Origin of the sequence: Nocardia panacis (genome assembly GCF_003598715.1) — a bacterium.
GTDB lineage: Bacteria > Actinomycetota > Actinomycetes > Mycobacteriales > Mycobacteriaceae > Nocardia > Nocardia panacis.
This window is the reverse complement of sequence record NZ_QZFU01000017.1, coordinates 1-16,301: the sequence shown is the minus strand read 5'-3', so window position 1 is coordinate 16,301 and position 16,301 is coordinate 1. Positions and strand designations below refer to the sequence as shown.

Sequence of the window (16,301 nt, the reverse complement as noted above, 5' to 3'; positions counted from 1 at the left end):
CGATTCGGCGGGGCGGGTACCGTGCATGCGTCCCTGATATCAATCCCGGAGGGTTCGGCGATCCATGACAGCGGTCGGTGACGCGGCACATCTCGGAGCCGAGGACCACGGCTACCACAAGAGCCTCAAACCTCGTCAGCTACAGATGATCGCCATCGGCGGCGCGATCGGCACCGGCCTATTCCTCGGCGCGGGCGGACGACTCAATACCGCAGGGCCGGGTCTGTTCCTCGTCTACGCGGTGTGCGGACTGTTCGTCTTCCTCATCCTGCGCGCCCTCGGCGAACTGGTGCTGCACCGGGCGTCCTCCGGATCGTTCGTCTCCTACGCCCGAGAATTCTTCGGCGAGAAGGCCGCATTCGTCGCGGGCTGGATGTACTTCCTCAACTGGTCCATGACCGGTATCGCCGACACCACCGCCATCGCGCAGTACTTCCACTACTGGGCCGGATTCACCGCCGTACCGCAGTGGCTGCTGGCGCTGATCGCGCTGGTGATCGTGCTGGGGGTCAACCTCATCTCGGTGAAGTGGTTCGGCGAGATGGAGTTCTGGGCCGCGCTGGTCAAGGTCACCGCGCTGTGCGCGTTCCTGATCGTCGGCGCCGTCTTCCTCATCGGCCGGTTCAAGGTGGACGGACATCCCACCGGCCCGCAGGTGGTGCTGGACCACGGCGGCCTGTTCCCCACCGGCGTGCTGCCGCTGGTGGTGGTCACCTCCGGCGTCGTATTCGCCTACGCGGCGGTCGAATTGGTGGGCACCGCGGCGGGGGAGACGGAGAATCCGGCCAAGATCATGCCGCGCGCCATCAATTCGGTGATCGCGCGCATCGCCGTCTTCTATGTCGGCTCGCTGGTGGTGCTGGGGCTGGTGCTGCCCTACACCAGCTACAAGGCCAGCGAGAGCCCGTTCGTCACCTTCTTCACCACCCTCGGCGTGCCCGGTATCGGCAGCGTGATGAATCTGGTGGTGCTCACCGCCGCCTTCTCCAGCCTGAACGCGGGTCTGTACTCGACGGGCCGCATCCTGCGCTCGATGGCGATGAACGGCAGCGCCCCGAAGTTCACCGGGGTGATGGGCCGCAACGGTGTGCCCTACGGCGGCATCCTGCTCACCAGCCTGATCGCGCTCTGCGGTATCGCGCTCAATGGCATCGTGCCGCATCAGGCGTTCGAGATCGTGCTGAATATGGCCTCGCTGGGCATCGTCGCCTCCTGGGCCACCATCGTGCTGTGCCAGTTGCAGTTGTGGCGCTGGTGGAAAGCGGGGCGGGTGCAGCGTCCGTCGTTCCGCATGTTCGGCGCGCCCTACACCGGACTGCTGACACTGGTGTTCCTGGTGTTCGTGGTGGTGCTCACCGCCTTCGACTACCCGGTCGGCACCTGGACGGTGGCCTCGCTGGTGGTGATCATCCCGGCCTTGATCCTCGGCTGGTTCGCGGCGCGGCGGCGGGTCCTGGCCATCGCCGAACAGCGCATGGGCTACACCGGCGAATTCCCGGTGGTCGCCAATATCCCGATGGACGGGGAGAAGTAGGCCGGTCGGAATACACTCGTTCGGTGTACAACTGGGATCTGCAGAACGCGATCGTGGCCTTCGTGGAGAGCATGCGCCCGAATTGGCCCGCCCAGCACGAGATGTATCTGTCGGCGCTGTACGGCTTCGTCGATCTGCAGAGCCACTTGTTGACGCTGCTCGGCTTTCCTCCGGTGCCGTGATCGCGCGCCCGCTCGCGCCCGTGATCCTCGGGCTGCTGACCCTCGACGCCTTCATCACCTTGGTGCTGGAGGTGCTTTTCCTGCCCAGCTACCTGGGCGCCGTGCCGTTCCCGATCACCGCGCTGGTCGCGGGCGTGGCGAATGTGCTGATCGTGCTTGGCGTGCGCACGGTGACTGCGCGCCTGTCGGTCGCGTTCCTTCCGCTCGGGGCCTGGATGCTCGGCTTCCTGGTCTGCGCGAGTTCCGGTCCCGGCGGTTCGGTGCTGCTGCTCAGCGATTGGCGCACGCTCGCACTGGTGCTGCTCGGGTTGATCCCGCCGCTGGCGCTGCTCTATTTCCGAGTCAATGCGCGGGCGGGCGCGTCGGCGAAGAGTTCGACCGCGTAGCGGGCGGCCCACTGCGCGAAGGTCGTCCCCGGCGTGCCCGTGATCGCGGCGACGGATTCGGTGGGTAGCTGCGGATCCTCGCCGAGGTAGCCGAGCACATTGTCGACATACCACTGCGCCTTGGCCCCCAGCGCGGAGGTGTAGGCGAGGATGGACTCCTCCCGTGACGCGGTGACGAATCCGATCTGCCGACCCAGCGCCGCGCCGAGCTGCCGCACCATCTCGGCCCTGGTCAGGATCTGCGGCCCCATCAGCAGGTGCGCCTTGCCCTCGTGGCCCGGTTCGAGCAGCGCCGCGGCGGCGACCGAGGCGATATCGTCCATGGCGATCGGCGCGGTGGCCGCCGCCGGATTCGGTTCGCGCACCGTGCCCGTCGCCCGGATCTGCGCCACCCACAGGCGGGTGTTCTCCATGAAGTCGGCGGGCCACAGGTGAGTCCAGGCCAGGCCGCTGTTCTCCACCGCGGCGCTCACCCCACCCCACCAGCTCTCCGGCTCGCCGCTCAGATCCACCACATGGCGCACACCCGCCTTCGCGGCCAGCGCGAGCACGTCGACAGCCGTTTCCGGAGTCGGTGCGAGGTAGACCGATTCGACCCCGGCGAAGGCCGCGGGCAGTGTCGACACGTCCCGCAGATAGCCCTCGACCGCCTCGACACCTGCCGGAAGCCGGGCGGCCGCCGGGTTCTTGGTGAGCGCGCGCACCTTGTCCGCGCCGCGCGCGAGCAACCGGTCCACGACCTTGCGGCCGATATTGCCGGTCGCACCGGTCACCAGAATTGTCATCGAAATCCCTCCCGCACCGGCACCGCCCTCGGGCGCCAGGGACCATCATGCCGGGCGAATTCCGTTGCGTCACATGAGCGGTTTCCATGGCAGCGGAATTACCGGCGACGTCGGGGCGCTGCAAACGGGCAGCGCTGGATTACTGTCGCAGCGACACCCGAGGAGAGGACAGCCGTGACCAATATTCTCGACATATCCGTCAATACCCTGGCGGGCGAGCCGACGACGCTCGGTGCGATCACCGACGGCAAGGCGGCACTGGTGGTGAACGTGGCCTCCAAATGCGGGCTCACACCGCAGTACACCGGGCTCGAGCAGTTGCAGGCGGAGTACGGGCCGCGCGGGTTCACCGTCGTGGGCGTGCCCTGCAATCAGTTCGGGGGACAGGAGCCGGGCACTGCCGAGGAGATCGCCGAATTCTGTTCGACCACCTACGGTGTCAGCTTCCCGCTCACCGAGAAGTCCGAGGTGAACGGCGCGGGGCGGCATCCGCTGTACGCGGCGCTCACCGAGGTGGCCGACGCCGAGGGCAAGGCGGGGGATATCACCTGGAATTTCGAGAAATTCGTCCTCGCCTCGGACGGGAAGATCGTGGGCCGCTTCGGTCCGCGCACCGATCCGCACGATACGGCGCTGGTGGCCGCGATCGAAGGCGTACTGCCGCAGTAGGCAGGATCCGCACTGCCGCGGTCGACGATTGGGGGCGGGCCGCCGCCCCCATCAGTCGAACTAACCCTTGACGCAGTTGCCCTGGCCGTCGGACACGCCTGGCTTGCGCGCGAGCGGGCCGAGTTCGCAGGGGACCCCCGCCGCCATCGGCAGCCAGATGACCGTGTCATCGCCCGCGCGGTGGCAGGTGACCGTCGCGGGCCGGGTGCCGGGCAGGTAGATGGCCTCGGTGTACTCCAGACCGGCCGCCGCGCACGCCTCGTGTCCGGCCTGGCCGTAGTCGATCGGCTCGGCCGAAGCCGTCGTCGCGCCGAGCGCGGACAGCGCCGCCGCGGCCAAACCCACGAATACCGTGGTCCGGACAAAACTCATGATGAATCTCCTTGCCGCTGGGCTGATTCCGCTGGATACCGCGCAGCACACGCTACGTGGCCGCGCCCCGCAGGCCAAGTGCTCAGTCCAGACGCACCGCCAAGGTCGCGACGACGGCGTCGGTGCGGGCGCGCAGGGCGGCGGTGAGCACCGGCCCGCGCGGATTGTGCAGCGGACGATGCCACCACCGGTCGGCCTCCATATGGGCCAGCAGCACCGTGACGGCCCGGCCTTTCTGCGTCTGCGCGCGCACATAGCCGACGAGGGTGTTGACGAGGCTGCGATGCGGACAGGGCAGCACCTTCAGTGGCACGCCCGGATCCCACCGTTTCCATTGCGCGCTCAGCTTTTTGGTGGAGGCGGGATCGATTTCGGCGGCGACGGCGATGATCTCGCCGCGCATCCGCAGCGCCGCCTCGATCGCGCGCGCGGTCACCTCGCTCATGGTGACGACCGGAACCACCACCAGGGCCTTGTTCGCCGCATCCGGATTGGGTCGCGGCGGAATCCTTCCCAGGTGCAGTTGCTGGGCGACTTGGCCGTAGTAGTCCTCGGTGCGCGCGAAATTGATGACCAGCGCGGGCACGATGATCAGCAGCAGCCACGCACCCTCGGCGAACTTCTCGGCGAAGAGCACCACCAGCGCGACGGCGGTGAGGATCGCGCCGAAGCCATTGAGCACCGCCCGCCAGACCCAACCGCGACCGCGCTCGCGATACCAATGCCGCACCAAACCGGTTTGGCTGATGGTGAATCCGATGAACACCCCGATGGCGAACACCGGCAGCAGCCGGTGGGTGTCGGCGTCGACGATGAGCAGCACCACGGCGGCGAGTCCGGCCAGCGCGGCCACGCCGTAGCGGAAAACCGGCCGCTCCGAACGCAATCCGAACAGCGAGGGCACGCGGCGGTCTTTGGCCAGCAGCGACAGCAGGACCGGGAGGCCGCCGAAGCTGGTGTTCGCGGCCAGCACCAGCACCAGGGTCACCGACAGGTTGGTCAGATAGAACAGCCAGCCGGTGCCGAAGGCGCCGGCCGAGAGTTGGGCCAGGATGGTCACCTCGCCGCGCGGCACCACATGGTGCTGCCGGATCAGCCAGGCCAGCCCGAGCAGCATGGCGCCGAGCAGGACGCCGAGCGCGACCTCGGTGTGCTGGGCGCGCCGCACGGCGGGGGTGCGGAAGGCGGGCACCGCGTTGGCGATGGCCTCCACCCCGGTCAGCGCCGAGCAGCCCGCGGAGAACGCTTTGAGCAGCAGCACGACGCCCAGTCCCTCGACCGCGACGAAGGGTGTCCGATCGGTGCCGATGGTCACCGGCTCCCAGCGGAAGAGGCCGACCGCGATGATCGCGAAGATCAGCACCACGAACAGGATGGTCGGTCCCATCAGCACTTTCGCCGATTCGGCCACCCCGATCAGGTTGAGCAGGGTGAGCACCGCGAGCCCGATCAGCGTCACCAGCAGCAGATGGTCGGACAGCGCCGGAAAGGCGCTGGCCAGGCTGGCCGCGCCCGCCGCGAGACTGACCGCGACGGTGAGCACGTAGTCGACCACCAGACTCGCCGCCGCGAGCAGACTGGCCCAGCGGCCCAGATGCCGTTTGGCCACCGCGTACGCGCCGCCGCCATCGGGATGCACCGCGATGACCTGCCGATAGGACAGCACCAGCACCAGCAGCAGCAATGCGATGGCAATCGAGATCGGCAGCGTCCACGACACGGCCGCCTCGCCCGCCGCGATCAGGACCAGGACGATGGCCTCCGGCCCGTAGGCGACGCTGGACAGCGCGTCCAGCGACAGCGCCGCCAGCCCGCCGAGCGCGGTCAGCCGGTATTTGTCCCCGCGCTGCAGGCGGCGGACCCTGCGGTCGGCGATCCTCGGTTCCGGGGTGCGCTCCAGCGTGTCAACCACGTGCTCCATTGAACGGGGTGCCCGCGTGCCGATCGATCAGCGACACAACAGCGATTCAGCGCGCGCCGAGTCGTCCCGGTGTCACCCGCTCGATGAGCGCCCACGCCTGTTCGAGCGGAATGTCGATCACCGCATAGCGTTTCTTGCCCGCGGCGGTGGCGGCGATGACGGTGGCCACCCCGGATCGACGCTGGAAGAAGCTCTGGCGCACGGTCCAGCCGATGATGCCGGGGGCCTCCAGACAGTCGCGGTCGCGATCCAGCGATCCGGATCGGGTGACCAGCCAGGTCGGCGCGCCGTCGGCGGCGGGCAGCACCGCGTGGCCCAGACCGCGATAGCGGTCGCCCGCGAGCGCGACCGCGACCAGGGCCGCCACCGCGGGCAGCAGCCACCACCACGGCCCGAATTCCACCCACGTCAGCCGCGCCATCAGCATGACCACCGCGACCAGGACGACCGGCCCCAGCGCGCGGGTGTAGCGGCGGCGCCGCGCGAGGGGACCGTGCGCCGCGAGCGGCGCCAGCGCGGGCATGGATCCGGGTGCGGCCAGGTCGAGCTGCTGAGATCCGTTGCGCGACAACAGGTGCGCCAGTGTGTGGTCCACCGCGCCCCTCGGGGACTGCGGCAGGATCTTCACCCTCGGCTTCTCCCCGGTCATGATGGCCTCGAGCTCCGCGCCGCCCGCCAACCGCAGCAGCAGCGGCTCGTTCACCGTCGCGCCCCGGAAACGCGCCAGGTCCATGGTGATCTGGCGGGTGGTGAACAGTCCGTGTCGGATATTGAGCGTCTTGCCGTCGTCGAGCACGGTGAGTCCGTAGTAGGTGGCCAGATATCGCGCGCACGCGGCCAGACAGACCACCGCGATCAGCGCGAGGACGAGCGCGGCGATGATGGCGGCCAGCAGCAGCGTCGTCTCCTCGCGCAGGCGTCGCACCGCGTCGGAGCGGAAAAGCGCTTGGCCGATGCCGTATTGGAAGGCCAGACCGACCAGCGGCGCGAACAGGGCGAATCCGGTCAGCGACAGCGGCGCGTAGCGCACCCAACTCGCCCGCCAGTGTCCGATCTCGCGCTGATCACCGGGGGCGGTCGGAGCCAATTCGCGGCCCGATTCGTCCTGATGCGGAGCCTCCGTGTGTGCCAGCAGGTCTTGACGCAGTGCGGGGACCAGCCGGGCGTCCAGCGCGTCGAGTTTGAACTTGTCCTTCGCCTCCGCCTGGCCGGTGCCGATGGCCAGCACCGCGAGGCCGAGGACCCGGTGCAGCACATCGGCCTGGATATCGACCGAGCGAATCCGCGAGCGCGGCACCGCGAGTCGTTTGCGCGCCAGCAGTCCGGTGCGCAATTCGACATGTGTCGGCCCGACCCGGTAGGTGGTGGTGAACCAGCGGCTCACCGCCAACCCGACGATCACGAGCAGCGGGATCAGACCCCACAGCGGGTTGTCGGCGCGGGTGCCCACCACCACGGTGCCGATGACGACAGGAATGTAGCGCGCCACCTCGTAGACCGGATGCACCAGCAGCATGCGCGGATCCAGCCGCTGCCACGGGATTTCGGGGGCGGGGAACTCGGTCACGTGGCGTCGCCCCGATGTCTGGCCGCGATCTCGGTCAGTTGCCGCACGGTGCGCTCGGCCACCGGGCGGTCCAGCGCCGAGATGGTGACCGCGCCCGCCGAGGAGGCGGTGGTCACGGTGACGGTGGCCAGGTCGAGCAGTCGCTCCAGTGGGCCGCGCTCGGTGTCCACGGTCTGCACCCTGGAGATCGGGGCGACGCGGCTCTCCTGGGTGATCCAGCCGACACGGGTGTAGACGGCCTCGTCGGTGATCTCCCAGCGGTGCACCGCGTAGCGCCACCACGGGATCACTCCGATACTGACGACGGCAAGCACCAGGCTGATGCCGAGCACCAGCAGTTGCGCGCCTCGGTGCCCGCCGTCGACCAGCGCCCAAATCGCTTGGGCCACGAAGGGAATCACCCAGCCGAGCACCGCCTGAGCGGTCCACAGCAGTTTGGCCTTGGAACTGGGACGCCACGCGGGGCCGGCCATGACGGTCGGTGTCTGCGACATATCCGCCATGGTTCCACGGGCGGCCTACCCGCCGCGCGGAATAGTGTGACGCGCCACGCGGTTGAGCAGGCTCATAGGTACTGGAAGGAGACAGGTCCGGATGGTAGGCGCATGATCGAGGACGTGACCGAACTGCCAGACCCCGCCGCCGATCGCGATCGGCCCAACGCCACGGTCGAATCCGCTCGGCCCAATGCTTCGGCCATGCGCCGCGCGTTGCGCCGGGCGCGTGATGGGGTGACGCTCAACGTCGACGAGGCCGCAGTGCTGCTGCACGCCCGCGACGCGGACCTGCGCGATCTCATGAGCAGCGCCGCGCGGGTGCGCGATGCGGGCTTGGAGTCGGCGGGTCGCCCCAAACAGCTCAGCTACAGCCGCAATGTCTTCATCCCACTGACCCGGCTGTGTCGCGACAAATGTCACTACTGCACCTTCGTCACGGTGCCGGGCAAACTGCGCGCCGAAGGCAAGGGCATGTTCCTGGAGCCGGACGAGGTGCTGGAGATCGCCCGGCGCGGCGCGGCCCTGGGCTGCAAGGAGGCGCTGTTCACCCTGGGTGACAGGCCGGAGGCGCGCTGGCCCGAGGCCGCCCAGTGGCTCGACGAGCGCGGCTACGACTCCACCCTGGACTATCTGCGCGCCGTCTCCATCATGGTGCTGGAGGAGACGGGTCTGCTGCCGCATCTCAATCCGGGCGTGATGAGCTGGGAGGAGATCTCGCGGCTCAAGCCGGTTGCCCAGTCCATGGGCATGATGCTGGAGACCACGGCCACCCGCCTGTTCACCGAGAAGGGCAACTGCCACTACGGAAGCCCCGACAAGGACCCGCAGGTGCGGTTGCGCGCCATCACAGACGCGGGCCGCCTGTCGGTGCCCTACACCACCGGCATCCTGGTCGGCATCGGCGAGACGTTGGCCGAGCGCGCCGATTCGATCATGGCGATTCGCAAGCAGCACAAGGCTTTCGGGCATATCCAGGAGGTGATCGTCCAGAACTTCCGCGCCAAGGACGACACCGCCATGCGCGCCGCGCCCGACGCCGAGCTCGAGGAGTTCCTGGCCGCCATCGCCGTCACCCGCCTGGTGCTCGGTCCCGATGTGCCGGTGCAGGCCCCGCCGAATCTGGTCTCGCACGAGGAGTGCCGCGCGCTGATCGATGCGGGCATCGACGACTGGGGCGGCGTCTCCCCGGTCACGCCCGATCACGTCAACCCCGAACGGCCGTGGCCGAATCTGGACACGCTGCACGAGATCACCGCGGCCGCGGGCTACGAACTCGTGGAGCGCACCTCCGCGCATCCGAAATATGTGCGCGCGGGCAATCCGTGGGTGGATCCGCGGATCGGCGCGCATGTGGCCGCGCTGACCGATCCGGCGACGGGTCTGGCGCGCCCCGACGCGATTCCGGTCGGCCTGCCGTGGCAGGAACCGGACGAGTCGTGGGAGTCGGCGGGCCGGGTGAACCTCAACACCGCCATCGACTCCGAGGGCCGCAATACGGTGAGCCGCAGCGATTCCGCGCTCGACACCGAGGTGGTCGGCGCGTTCGGCGACTGGGACACCATTCGCGAACAGGTCCGCGACCTGAGCGCCGCCGCACCCGAACGCCTGGACGCCGATGTGCTGGCCGCGCTGCGCTCCGCCGAGCGCGATCCGGCGGGCCTCACCGATGCCGAATACCTGGCCCTGGCCACCGCCGACGGTCCCGACCTCGACGCCGTGGCCGCATTGGCCGACCGGTTGCGCCGCGACACGGTGGGCGACGAGGTCACCTACGTCGTCAATCGCAATATCAACTTCACCAATATCTGCTACACGGGCTGCCGCTTCTGCGCTTTCGCCCAGCGCAAGGGCGATGCCGACGCCTTCACCCTGAGCACCGACGAGGTCGCCGACCGGGCCTGGGAGGCGCATGTCGACGGCGCCACCGAGATCTGCATGCAGGGCGGTATCGATCCCGAACTGCCGGTCACCGGCTACGCGGACCTGGTGCGCGCGATCAAGCGGCGAGTGCCGCAGATGCATGTGCACGCGTTCAGCCCCATGGAGATCGTCAACGGGGCCTCGCGCGGCGGTCAAAGCGTCGAGGATTGGCTCGTCGCGCTGAAAGAGGCCGGACTGGACACGATTCCGGGCACGGCGGCCGAAATCCTGGACGACGAGGTGCGCTGGGTGCTCACCAAGGGCAAGCTGCCCACCTCGGCCTGGGTGGATGTCATCCGCACGGCGCACCGGGTCGGTCTGCCGTCGAGTTCCACCATGATGTACGGCCACGTCGACAACCCGAAGCACTGGGTGGGTCACCTGCGGGTGATTCGCGGAATCCAGGACGAGACCGGCGGATTCACCGAATTCGTGCTGTTGCCGTTCGTCCATCAGAGCGCACCGCTCTACCTCGCGGGCGCGGCGCGCCCCGGCCCGACCATCCGGGACAACCGGGCCGCGCACGCGCTGGCGCGCATCATGCTGCACGGCCGTATCCGCAATATCCAGACCAGCTGGGTCAAGTTGGGGACAGCGGGCACCAGGATCATGCTCAACGGCGGTGCCAACGATCTGGGTGGCACGCTGATGGAGGAGACCATCTCCCGGATGGCGGGCTCCCAGCACGGCTCCGCGAAAACCGTTGCGGAACTGGAGGATATCGCCGCCGGCATCGGCAGGCCCACCCGCGAGCGCACGACACTCTACGGTATGCCCAACGGTGGCGCGCCCAAGACGGGACTGCCGCTGACAGTGGGCTGAGACCGGCGAAGTTAGGCAAGGCTGGCCGGTAGTAACGTGTCGGGTGCCGGGATACTGTGCGCGGGCGGAGTAATCCCGAGGTGAGGACAGACTAGGAGAGCGGCAGTGCCGTACATCATCGCTGAACCGTGCGTCGACGTGAAGGACAAGGCGTGCATCGAGGAGTGCCCCGTGGATTGCATCTACGAGGGTGGTCGCATGCTGTACATCCATCCCGACGAATGCGTGGACTGTGGTGCGTGTGAACCCGTCTGCCCCGTGGAGGCCATTTTCTACGAGGACGACACCCCGGACCAGTGGGCCGGCTACATCAACGCCAATGTCGATTTCTTCAACGATCTCGGTTCGCCCGGCGGCGCGACCAAGGTCGGTGTGGTGGATTTCGACCCGCCGCTGATCAGAGAACTCCCGCCGATGGCGAACGAATGAGATCCGAGCGCGTGCGGGTGAGCGGTCGGCTACCCGATTTCCCTTGGGACACCATCGTTTCCGCGCGGGAGCGGGCCGCCGCGCATCCGGGTGGTCTGGTCGATCTCTCGGTCGGCACCCCGGTGGACCCGGTGGATCCGCTGATCCGCGTCGCGCTCGATTCGGTTTCGGCCGTGCCGGGTTATCCCACCACGCACGGCACGCCCGAACTGCGCGCCGCCGCGGTGGCGGCGCTGGCCCGCCGCTACGGCGTCGCCGGCATCGATCCGGCGGCGGTGCTGCCGGTCATCGGGACCAAAGAACTGATTGCCGGGTTGCCCCGGCTGCTGGGGCTCGGGCCGTCGGATCTGGTCGTCATCCCCGAGGTGGCCTACCCCACCTACGAGGTGGGCGCGCTGCTGGCGGGCGCCCGCATCCTGCGTGCCGACGGTGTGACCCGCTCGGGTCCGGAGTCGCCCGCGCTGATCTACCTCAACTCGCCGTCGAATCCCACCGGCCGGGTGCTCGGTGTCGACCATCTGCGCAAGGTGGTGGCCTTCGCCCGCGAGCGCGGCGCGATCGTCGCCTCCGACGAGTGCTACCTGGGCCTGACCTGGGAGGGTTCGGCGGTTTCGCTGCTGCATCCGGAGGTCTGCGACGGCGACCACACCGGCCTGCTGGCCATCCATTCGCTGTCGAAGACCTCGAATCTCGCCAGTTACCGGGCCGGATTCGTCACCGGAGATCAGGCGCTGGTCGCCGAACTGCTGGAGGTCCGCAAACATTCCGGCATGATGGTGCCCTTCCCGATCCAGGCCGCCATGACGGCGGCGCTGAGCGCCGACGAGCACGAGTCCCGGCAGCGGGAGCGCTACCGCGCCCGCCGGGAAATCCTGCGAAAGGCGTTGGCGGGCGCGGGTTTGCGCATCGACCACTCCGAGGCCGGCCTGTACCTGTGGGTCACCAGGGGTGAGCCGTGCCGCGACACCCTCGACTGGTTCGCCGAGCGCGGCATTCTGGTCGCACCCGGCGATTTCTACGGACCGAACAGCGGCGAGCACGTACGGCTGGCCCTCACCGCGACCGACGAGCGCATCGCCGCGGCCGCAGAGCGGCTACACGGCTGAGGCAGTCGCGCGCTGCCCCATCGGCTATCGCAACGGTCATCGAGGGGCCAACCCGATGAATCGGACCAGCCTCTCGGGACAAAACGGCGTTACTCGCTGGCGTCCTTGCTGTAGTAGACGGTGATCGATGGCCAGTTCCCGTCTGCGGTGACCTCGTTGTGCAGGATCAGGTCCCCGACGGTAACTGGTCCGAGGCCCTCGATCGTGGATGCGATGGTGCGCAGCAGGGCAGGCACGTTGGCTTGGTCCGGGCCGGCAGGGTTCGCCCGGGCGAAGTGCAGCGTCTGGTATTCGGTGGAATTCATGGTTGGTTCCCTCTAGCTCGACTCGAACTGCTACTTGCGTCCGTGCTTCTGCTTATTGCGGTCGGGGCGATCACGATGCCCACGGGTGCAGCACCAACCATCTGTGCTTCGACTGCCAACCCGATTGAGCTGTCCAATACCCTGGCAGGGGCATCGGCATTGCTTGCCGCCGCGACCCAACGAACCTCGCCGAGCGGCCCTGGACTGAGCCGGATTTGCCGGTGCGGGCAGCGGGTTCGGCAGATTACGAGGCCGGGCCGATCGGGGGATCGGAGAAGAGTTGGGAACCGTCACCCTGCGGATCGATGCGCTCGGCGGCGTCATCGGTGATCCGCAGGGCGTAGAGGCCCTGTAGCGGGTCGACGGGGATCAGTCCGTACGCGATATCCACATCGCCATCCCCGAGCCGCAGGGCGCGCATGGCGTCGGCCAGGGTCGCGTCCGAGGGCAGCCTCACGGTGAGCAGCGGCATGGTTCCACGCTACTCTTTGCCCACTACACTGCCGTCCCGAGGCGTCGCAGTTCCCGCAGCGCGGCCGCCGCATCGGCGACACCGTAGCCATAGTCGTAGTCGAAATCGCGGCCGCCGTGGTGGATCGCGGTGCGCCGCAACAGATCCCGCAGTTGCGCCGGGGGCAGTGCGGTGGCCGACCAGTGGGTGCGGATGGCGGCGACCAGACCGGCCGCGACCGGGGTGGCCGCCGAGGTCCCGGTATCCGGTGCGTCGTCGCCGAAGGCCGTCGACCCCAGGAAATGGGTGTAGGCGCACACGTCGGGTTTGCGATCGGCGAGCCTGCCCGGCCCCTGCGAGGAGTAACCGACCCTGGTATTGGAGGTGTCCACACCGCCGAGGGTGAGCACGCTCGGATGCGAATTGGCTCCGCCGATCGGTTTGTCGAGGTATTCGCAGCGGCCGTCCGGGCAATCCCGGCCGCAGTTTCCGGCGGCGAAGAGGATATCCGCGCCCGCGGCTTCCAAGGAGCCGACTATCACATTGAACGGATGCGACGGATTGTCGGAGTAGTTGCCGGGATCGCCGACCGGGAAATCCCAGTCGGGCGAGAACGCGCCCCAGCTATTGGTGACCACCAGCGCTCGGGTGGCCTCGGGCTGATCGGTGAGCACCGTGCGCAGTCGCGCGTATCCGGCCAGGGCATCGGACAGTAGCCCCGCCATGCGGCTGCCGCCCTGACGTCTGCTGCGCAGCACCGGATAGTCCAGCAGGGTGGCCTGCGGTGCGGCGATGAGCGTGTCGAAGGCGCACATACTGCCGTGGTCGACCGGGAACTGTCCCGCAGTTCCGGTGACGCCCACCGGATTCCAACTGCGCTCCGCATCGATGGTCGGCGCGGAGCCCCGCACCCGACCCACCAGGTCGGCATTGATTCCGGTGTCCACCACCGCGACCGCGACGCCCGCGCCGGTGAGTCCGGCGGCGGCCAGGTCCTCGGCGCGCAGCAGTGCGGCGACATCGGTCCAGGTCCCCACGGCCGGGGTGCCGCCGCAAGTCAGGAAGCCCTCGATATCGGGGTCGGCGAAAACCCCGACTATCGCGGGATGTTCGCCGATCCGCCGGGCTTCCGGTGCGTCGGCCACCTCGGCGCGGACCACGACCGAGGCCCGGTCGGGTGCCATGGAGAAGGTGGCCCGCACACCGTCGTGGCCCGGTTCGGGCACCGCGACCGGTTCCCAGTGCGGGTCGAATCGGAGTTCCAGTCGATCGGGAAGGACGTCGGAGGAATCGACCCGCACCGCAGGATCGGCAACAGCGGCAATCAGATCGGAGGTCGGACGAAGCTGAATGAGCACGCGCATACAGCAATAATGCGGCGGGCGCAGTCGAACGGCCGGCCGAACCGGGGAACACGCGGGGTCGCGACGCGCCGTAGTTCTAACAAATGGGCGACCGGAGCGGATACCGGCCCGCGGTGGCGGGAGCCGCGTTGCGAACTGGGTGCGGGTTTGCCCGACATCCGGGCGGAAATGCCGACGGCGCGCCGGATTCCACGCACCAGCCGGTGCCTCACAACCCACTAACCTTGGGTTATGGACACGGCCACGGTAGTCCCCATGCCCGCGAACGAGCCGGTGCACGGATACGCGCCGGGCAGTCCGGAGCGCGAGCGCCTGCTCGCCAGGCTCGCCGAACTGTCGGCCGAACCGGTGGACGTGCCGCTGGTGATCGGCGGCGAATCCCGCCGCGGCATCGGCGCCCGCCGCGAGATCACCGCACCGCATCGCCGCCGTCAGGTGCTCGGAACCTATACCGACACAACGCATTCCGAGGCCGGTGCCGCGATCGAGGCCGCCACCGCCGCCGCGCCGGGTTGGCGTGGAATGCCGTTCGCGGACCGCGCGGCCGTCCTGTTGCGCGCGGCGGATCTGCTGGCCGGCCCGTGGCGCGAGACCATCGCCGCCGCCACCATGCTCGGTCAATCCAAATCGGCGATTCAGGCCGAAATCGACGCACCGTGCGAACTGGTCGACTTCTGGCGCTTCAATGTGGCCTTCGCCGCCGAGATCCTGGGGCAGCAGCCGCAGTCGAGTCCGGGTGTCTGGAATCGGATGGACTACCGTCCGCTGGAGGGTTTCGTCTACGCCATCACCCCGTTCAATTTCACCGCCATCGCCGGGAATCTGCCGACCGCGCCCGCGCTGATGGGCAATACCGTGGTGTGGAAGCCATCGCCCACCCAGACCCTGGCCGCGCACCACACCATGCGCCTGCTCATGGCGGCCGGTCTGCCGCCCGGCGTGATCAACTTGGTGACCGGTGACGGGATCGAACTGTCGGAGGTGGCGCTCACCGATCCCCGGCTGGCGGGTATCCATTTCACCGGATCCACCGCGACATTCCGCTACCTGTGGCAGCAGGTCGGCGCGAATCTCGGCCGCTACCACGGCTATCCGCGCCTGATCGGGGAGACGGGCGGCAAGGATTTCATCGTGGCCCACGCCTCGGCCGATCCCGCCGCCCTGAGTACGGCGCTGATTCGGGGCGCCTTCGAATATCAGGGCCAGAAGTGTTCGGCCGCCTCGCGCGCCTATATCCCGCGTTCGGTGTGGCGCGAGATGGGCGAGGAATTCCTCGGCCAGGCAGCCGAATTGAGCTACGGCGATATCACCGACCTGGCGAATTTCGGTGGCGCGCTGATCGATGCGCGCGCCTACCGCAAGAATGTGGACGCCATCGAGCGGGCGCGCACTGCCGGGATCACCATCCCCGTGGGTGGAACCTATGACGATGCCGAGGGGTGGTTCGTGCGTCCCACCGTACTGCTGGTCGAGGATCCGCGCGACGAATCCTTCGCCACCGAGTATTTCGGTCCCGTCCTGTCGGTGCACGTCTATGACGACGCCGAACCCGGTTCGTACGCGGCAATTTTGGCCGAGGCGGAATCCGCTGCTCCCTACGCGCTGACCGGCGCGATCTTCGCCACCGACCGCGATGCCGTCGAACAGGCCGGGGCCGCACTGCGTTTCGCGGCGGGCAACTTCTATGTCAATGACAAGCCTACCGGCGCGGTTGTCGGGCAGCAGCCCTTCGGTGGCGCGCGGGCCTCCGGCACCGATGACAAGGCGGGCTCACCGTTGAATCTGCTGCGCTGGGTGGCCCCGCGCACCATCAAGGAAACCTTCATCCCCCCAACGGATTACCGCTACCCGCACATGGGCTGAATCTAGACGAGCGGTCGTCCCGACCGCAGTCGTCTGCGCATGTCGTACAGGTAGGCATTGAGCGGGAACATCCTGAGCTGCTCCGGCATTCGGCCGTGCACGGCGCCGATGGCGCGCAGCATCCGGTC

Annotated in this window: 16 protein-coding genes; 8 read left to right on the top strand and 8 right to left on the bottom strand. The window is 68.4% G+C overall.

Translation table 11 applies throughout. The features are described from left to right. The first annotated feature begins 64 nt into the window (after positions 1–64). The 3 genes from D5S18_RS13405 to D5S18_RS13400 are packed head-to-tail and all read left to right on the top strand — an operon-like array spanning position 65 to position 2,102. Complete coding sequence (locus D5S18_RS13405) at positions 65–1,534, top strand: amino acid permease (protein ID WP_120040782.1); 1,470 nt, start codon at positions 65–67, stop codon at positions 1,532–1,534. 23 nt (positions 1,535–1,557) lie between these two features. Next, positions 1,558–1,716 carry a hypothetical protein gene (locus tag D5S18_RS35320; protein WP_203236717.1) on the top strand — a complete coding sequence of 53 codons (159 nt, stop codon included), beginning with the start codon at positions 1,558–1,560 and terminating at the stop codon, positions 1,714–1,716. Then, positions 1,713–2,102 carry a hypothetical protein gene (locus D5S18_RS13400; protein WP_120040780.1) on the top strand — a complete coding sequence of 130 codons (390 nt, stop codon included), beginning with the start codon at positions 1,713–1,715 and terminating at the stop codon, positions 2,100–2,102. Before D5S18_RS35320 ends, D5S18_RS13400 begins: the two co-directional genes overlap by 4 nt. Here D5S18_RS13400 and D5S18_RS13395 read toward each other — a convergent pair. After that, positions 2,048–2,887, bottom strand: coding sequence for an SDR family oxidoreductase (locus D5S18_RS13395; RefSeq protein WP_120040778.1), 840 nt, complete (start codon positions 2,885–2,887; stop codon positions 2,048–2,050). The genes D5S18_RS13400 and D5S18_RS13395 overlap by 55 nt on opposite strands. Positions 2,888–3,061: 174 nt before the next feature. Between D5S18_RS13395 and D5S18_RS13390 the strand changes: the two genes are divergently transcribed. Further along, positions 3,062–3,556 (top strand): glutathione peroxidase, encoded by a 495-nt coding sequence (locus tag D5S18_RS13390; RefSeq protein WP_120040776.1) that lies wholly within the window; start codon positions 3,062–3,064, stop codon positions 3,554–3,556. A 60-nt stretch (positions 3,557–3,616) separates the two neighbouring features. On the opposite strand, the gene D5S18_RS13385 is transcribed toward D5S18_RS13390, so the two are convergent. From D5S18_RS13385 to D5S18_RS13370, 4 genes are all read right to left on the bottom strand, one after another. Then, a complete protein-coding gene (locus tag D5S18_RS13385) occupies positions 3,617–3,928 on the bottom strand; it encodes a hypothetical protein (protein ID WP_120040774.1) in 312 nt (103 codons plus the stop codon). 82 nt (positions 3,929–4,010) lie between these two features. Then, positions 4,011–5,840 carry an APC family permease gene (locus D5S18_RS13380; protein WP_239003744.1) on the bottom strand — a complete coding sequence of 610 codons (1,830 nt, stop codon included), beginning with the start codon at positions 5,838–5,840 and terminating at the stop codon, positions 4,011–4,013. Between the two features lie 55 nt (positions 5,841–5,895). Then, complete coding sequence (locus D5S18_RS13375) at positions 5,896–7,416, bottom strand: PH domain-containing protein (protein WP_345789759.1); 1,521 nt, start codon at positions 7,414–7,416, stop codon at positions 5,896–5,898. Further along, complete coding sequence (locus tag D5S18_RS13370; protein WP_120041005.1) at positions 7,413–7,910, bottom strand: PH domain-containing protein; 498 nt, start codon at positions 7,908–7,910, stop codon at positions 7,413–7,415. Before D5S18_RS13370 ends, D5S18_RS13375 begins: the two co-directional genes overlap by 4 nt. A 111-nt stretch (positions 7,911–8,021) precedes the next feature. On the opposite strand from D5S18_RS13370, the gene D5S18_RS13365 reads away from it, so the two are divergent. The 3 genes from D5S18_RS13365 (at position 8,022) to dapC (ending at position 12,190) form a co-directional block, all read left to right on the top strand. Continuing rightward, positions 8,022–10,655: a bifunctional FO biosynthesis protein CofGH gene (locus tag D5S18_RS13365; RefSeq protein WP_120040770.1), complete on the top strand. Its 2,634-nt coding sequence runs from the start codon at positions 8,022–8,024 to the stop codon at positions 10,653–10,655. Between the two features lie 105 nt (positions 10,656–10,760). Further along, positions 10,761–11,084: a ferredoxin gene (gene fdxA / locus D5S18_RS13360; protein WP_120040768.1), complete on the top strand. Its 324-nt coding sequence runs from the start codon at positions 10,761–10,763 to the stop codon at positions 11,082–11,084. Then, entirely contained in the window at positions 11,081–12,190 is a 1,110-nt protein-coding gene (gene dapC, locus D5S18_RS13355; protein ID WP_120040766.1) for a succinyldiaminopimelate transaminase, read from the top strand. The genes fdxA and dapC overlap by 4 nt, the downstream gene beginning before the upstream one ends. An 89-nt stretch (positions 12,191–12,279) precedes the next feature. Here the strand turns inward: dapC and D5S18_RS13350 are convergent, their stop codons facing one another. From D5S18_RS13350 to D5S18_RS13340, 3 genes are all read right to left on the bottom strand, one after another. Then, positions 12,280–12,495, bottom strand: coding sequence for a hypothetical protein (locus tag D5S18_RS13350; RefSeq protein WP_120040764.1), 216 nt, complete (start codon positions 12,493–12,495; stop codon positions 12,280–12,282). A gap of 244 nt (positions 12,496–12,739) precedes the next feature. Continuing rightward, positions 12,740–12,967, bottom strand: a complete 228-nt coding sequence (locus D5S18_RS13345) for a hypothetical protein (RefSeq protein ID WP_120040762.1) — start codon at positions 12,965–12,967, stop codon at positions 12,740–12,742. Positions 12,968–12,990: 23 nt separating this feature from the next. Next, a complete protein-coding gene (locus D5S18_RS13340) occupies positions 12,991–14,310 on the bottom strand; it encodes a S8 family peptidase (protein WP_120040760.1) in 1,320 nt (439 codons plus the stop codon). Between the two features lie 231 nt (positions 14,311–14,541). Between D5S18_RS13340 and pruA the strand changes: the two genes are divergently transcribed. Then, positions 14,542–16,173 carry an L-glutamate gamma-semialdehyde dehydrogenase gene (gene pruA / locus D5S18_RS13335; protein WP_120040758.1) on the top strand — a complete coding sequence of 544 codons (1,632 nt, stop codon included), beginning with the start codon at positions 14,542–14,544 and terminating at the stop codon, positions 16,171–16,173. The last annotated feature ends 128 nt before the right edge of the window (positions 16,174–16,301 follow it).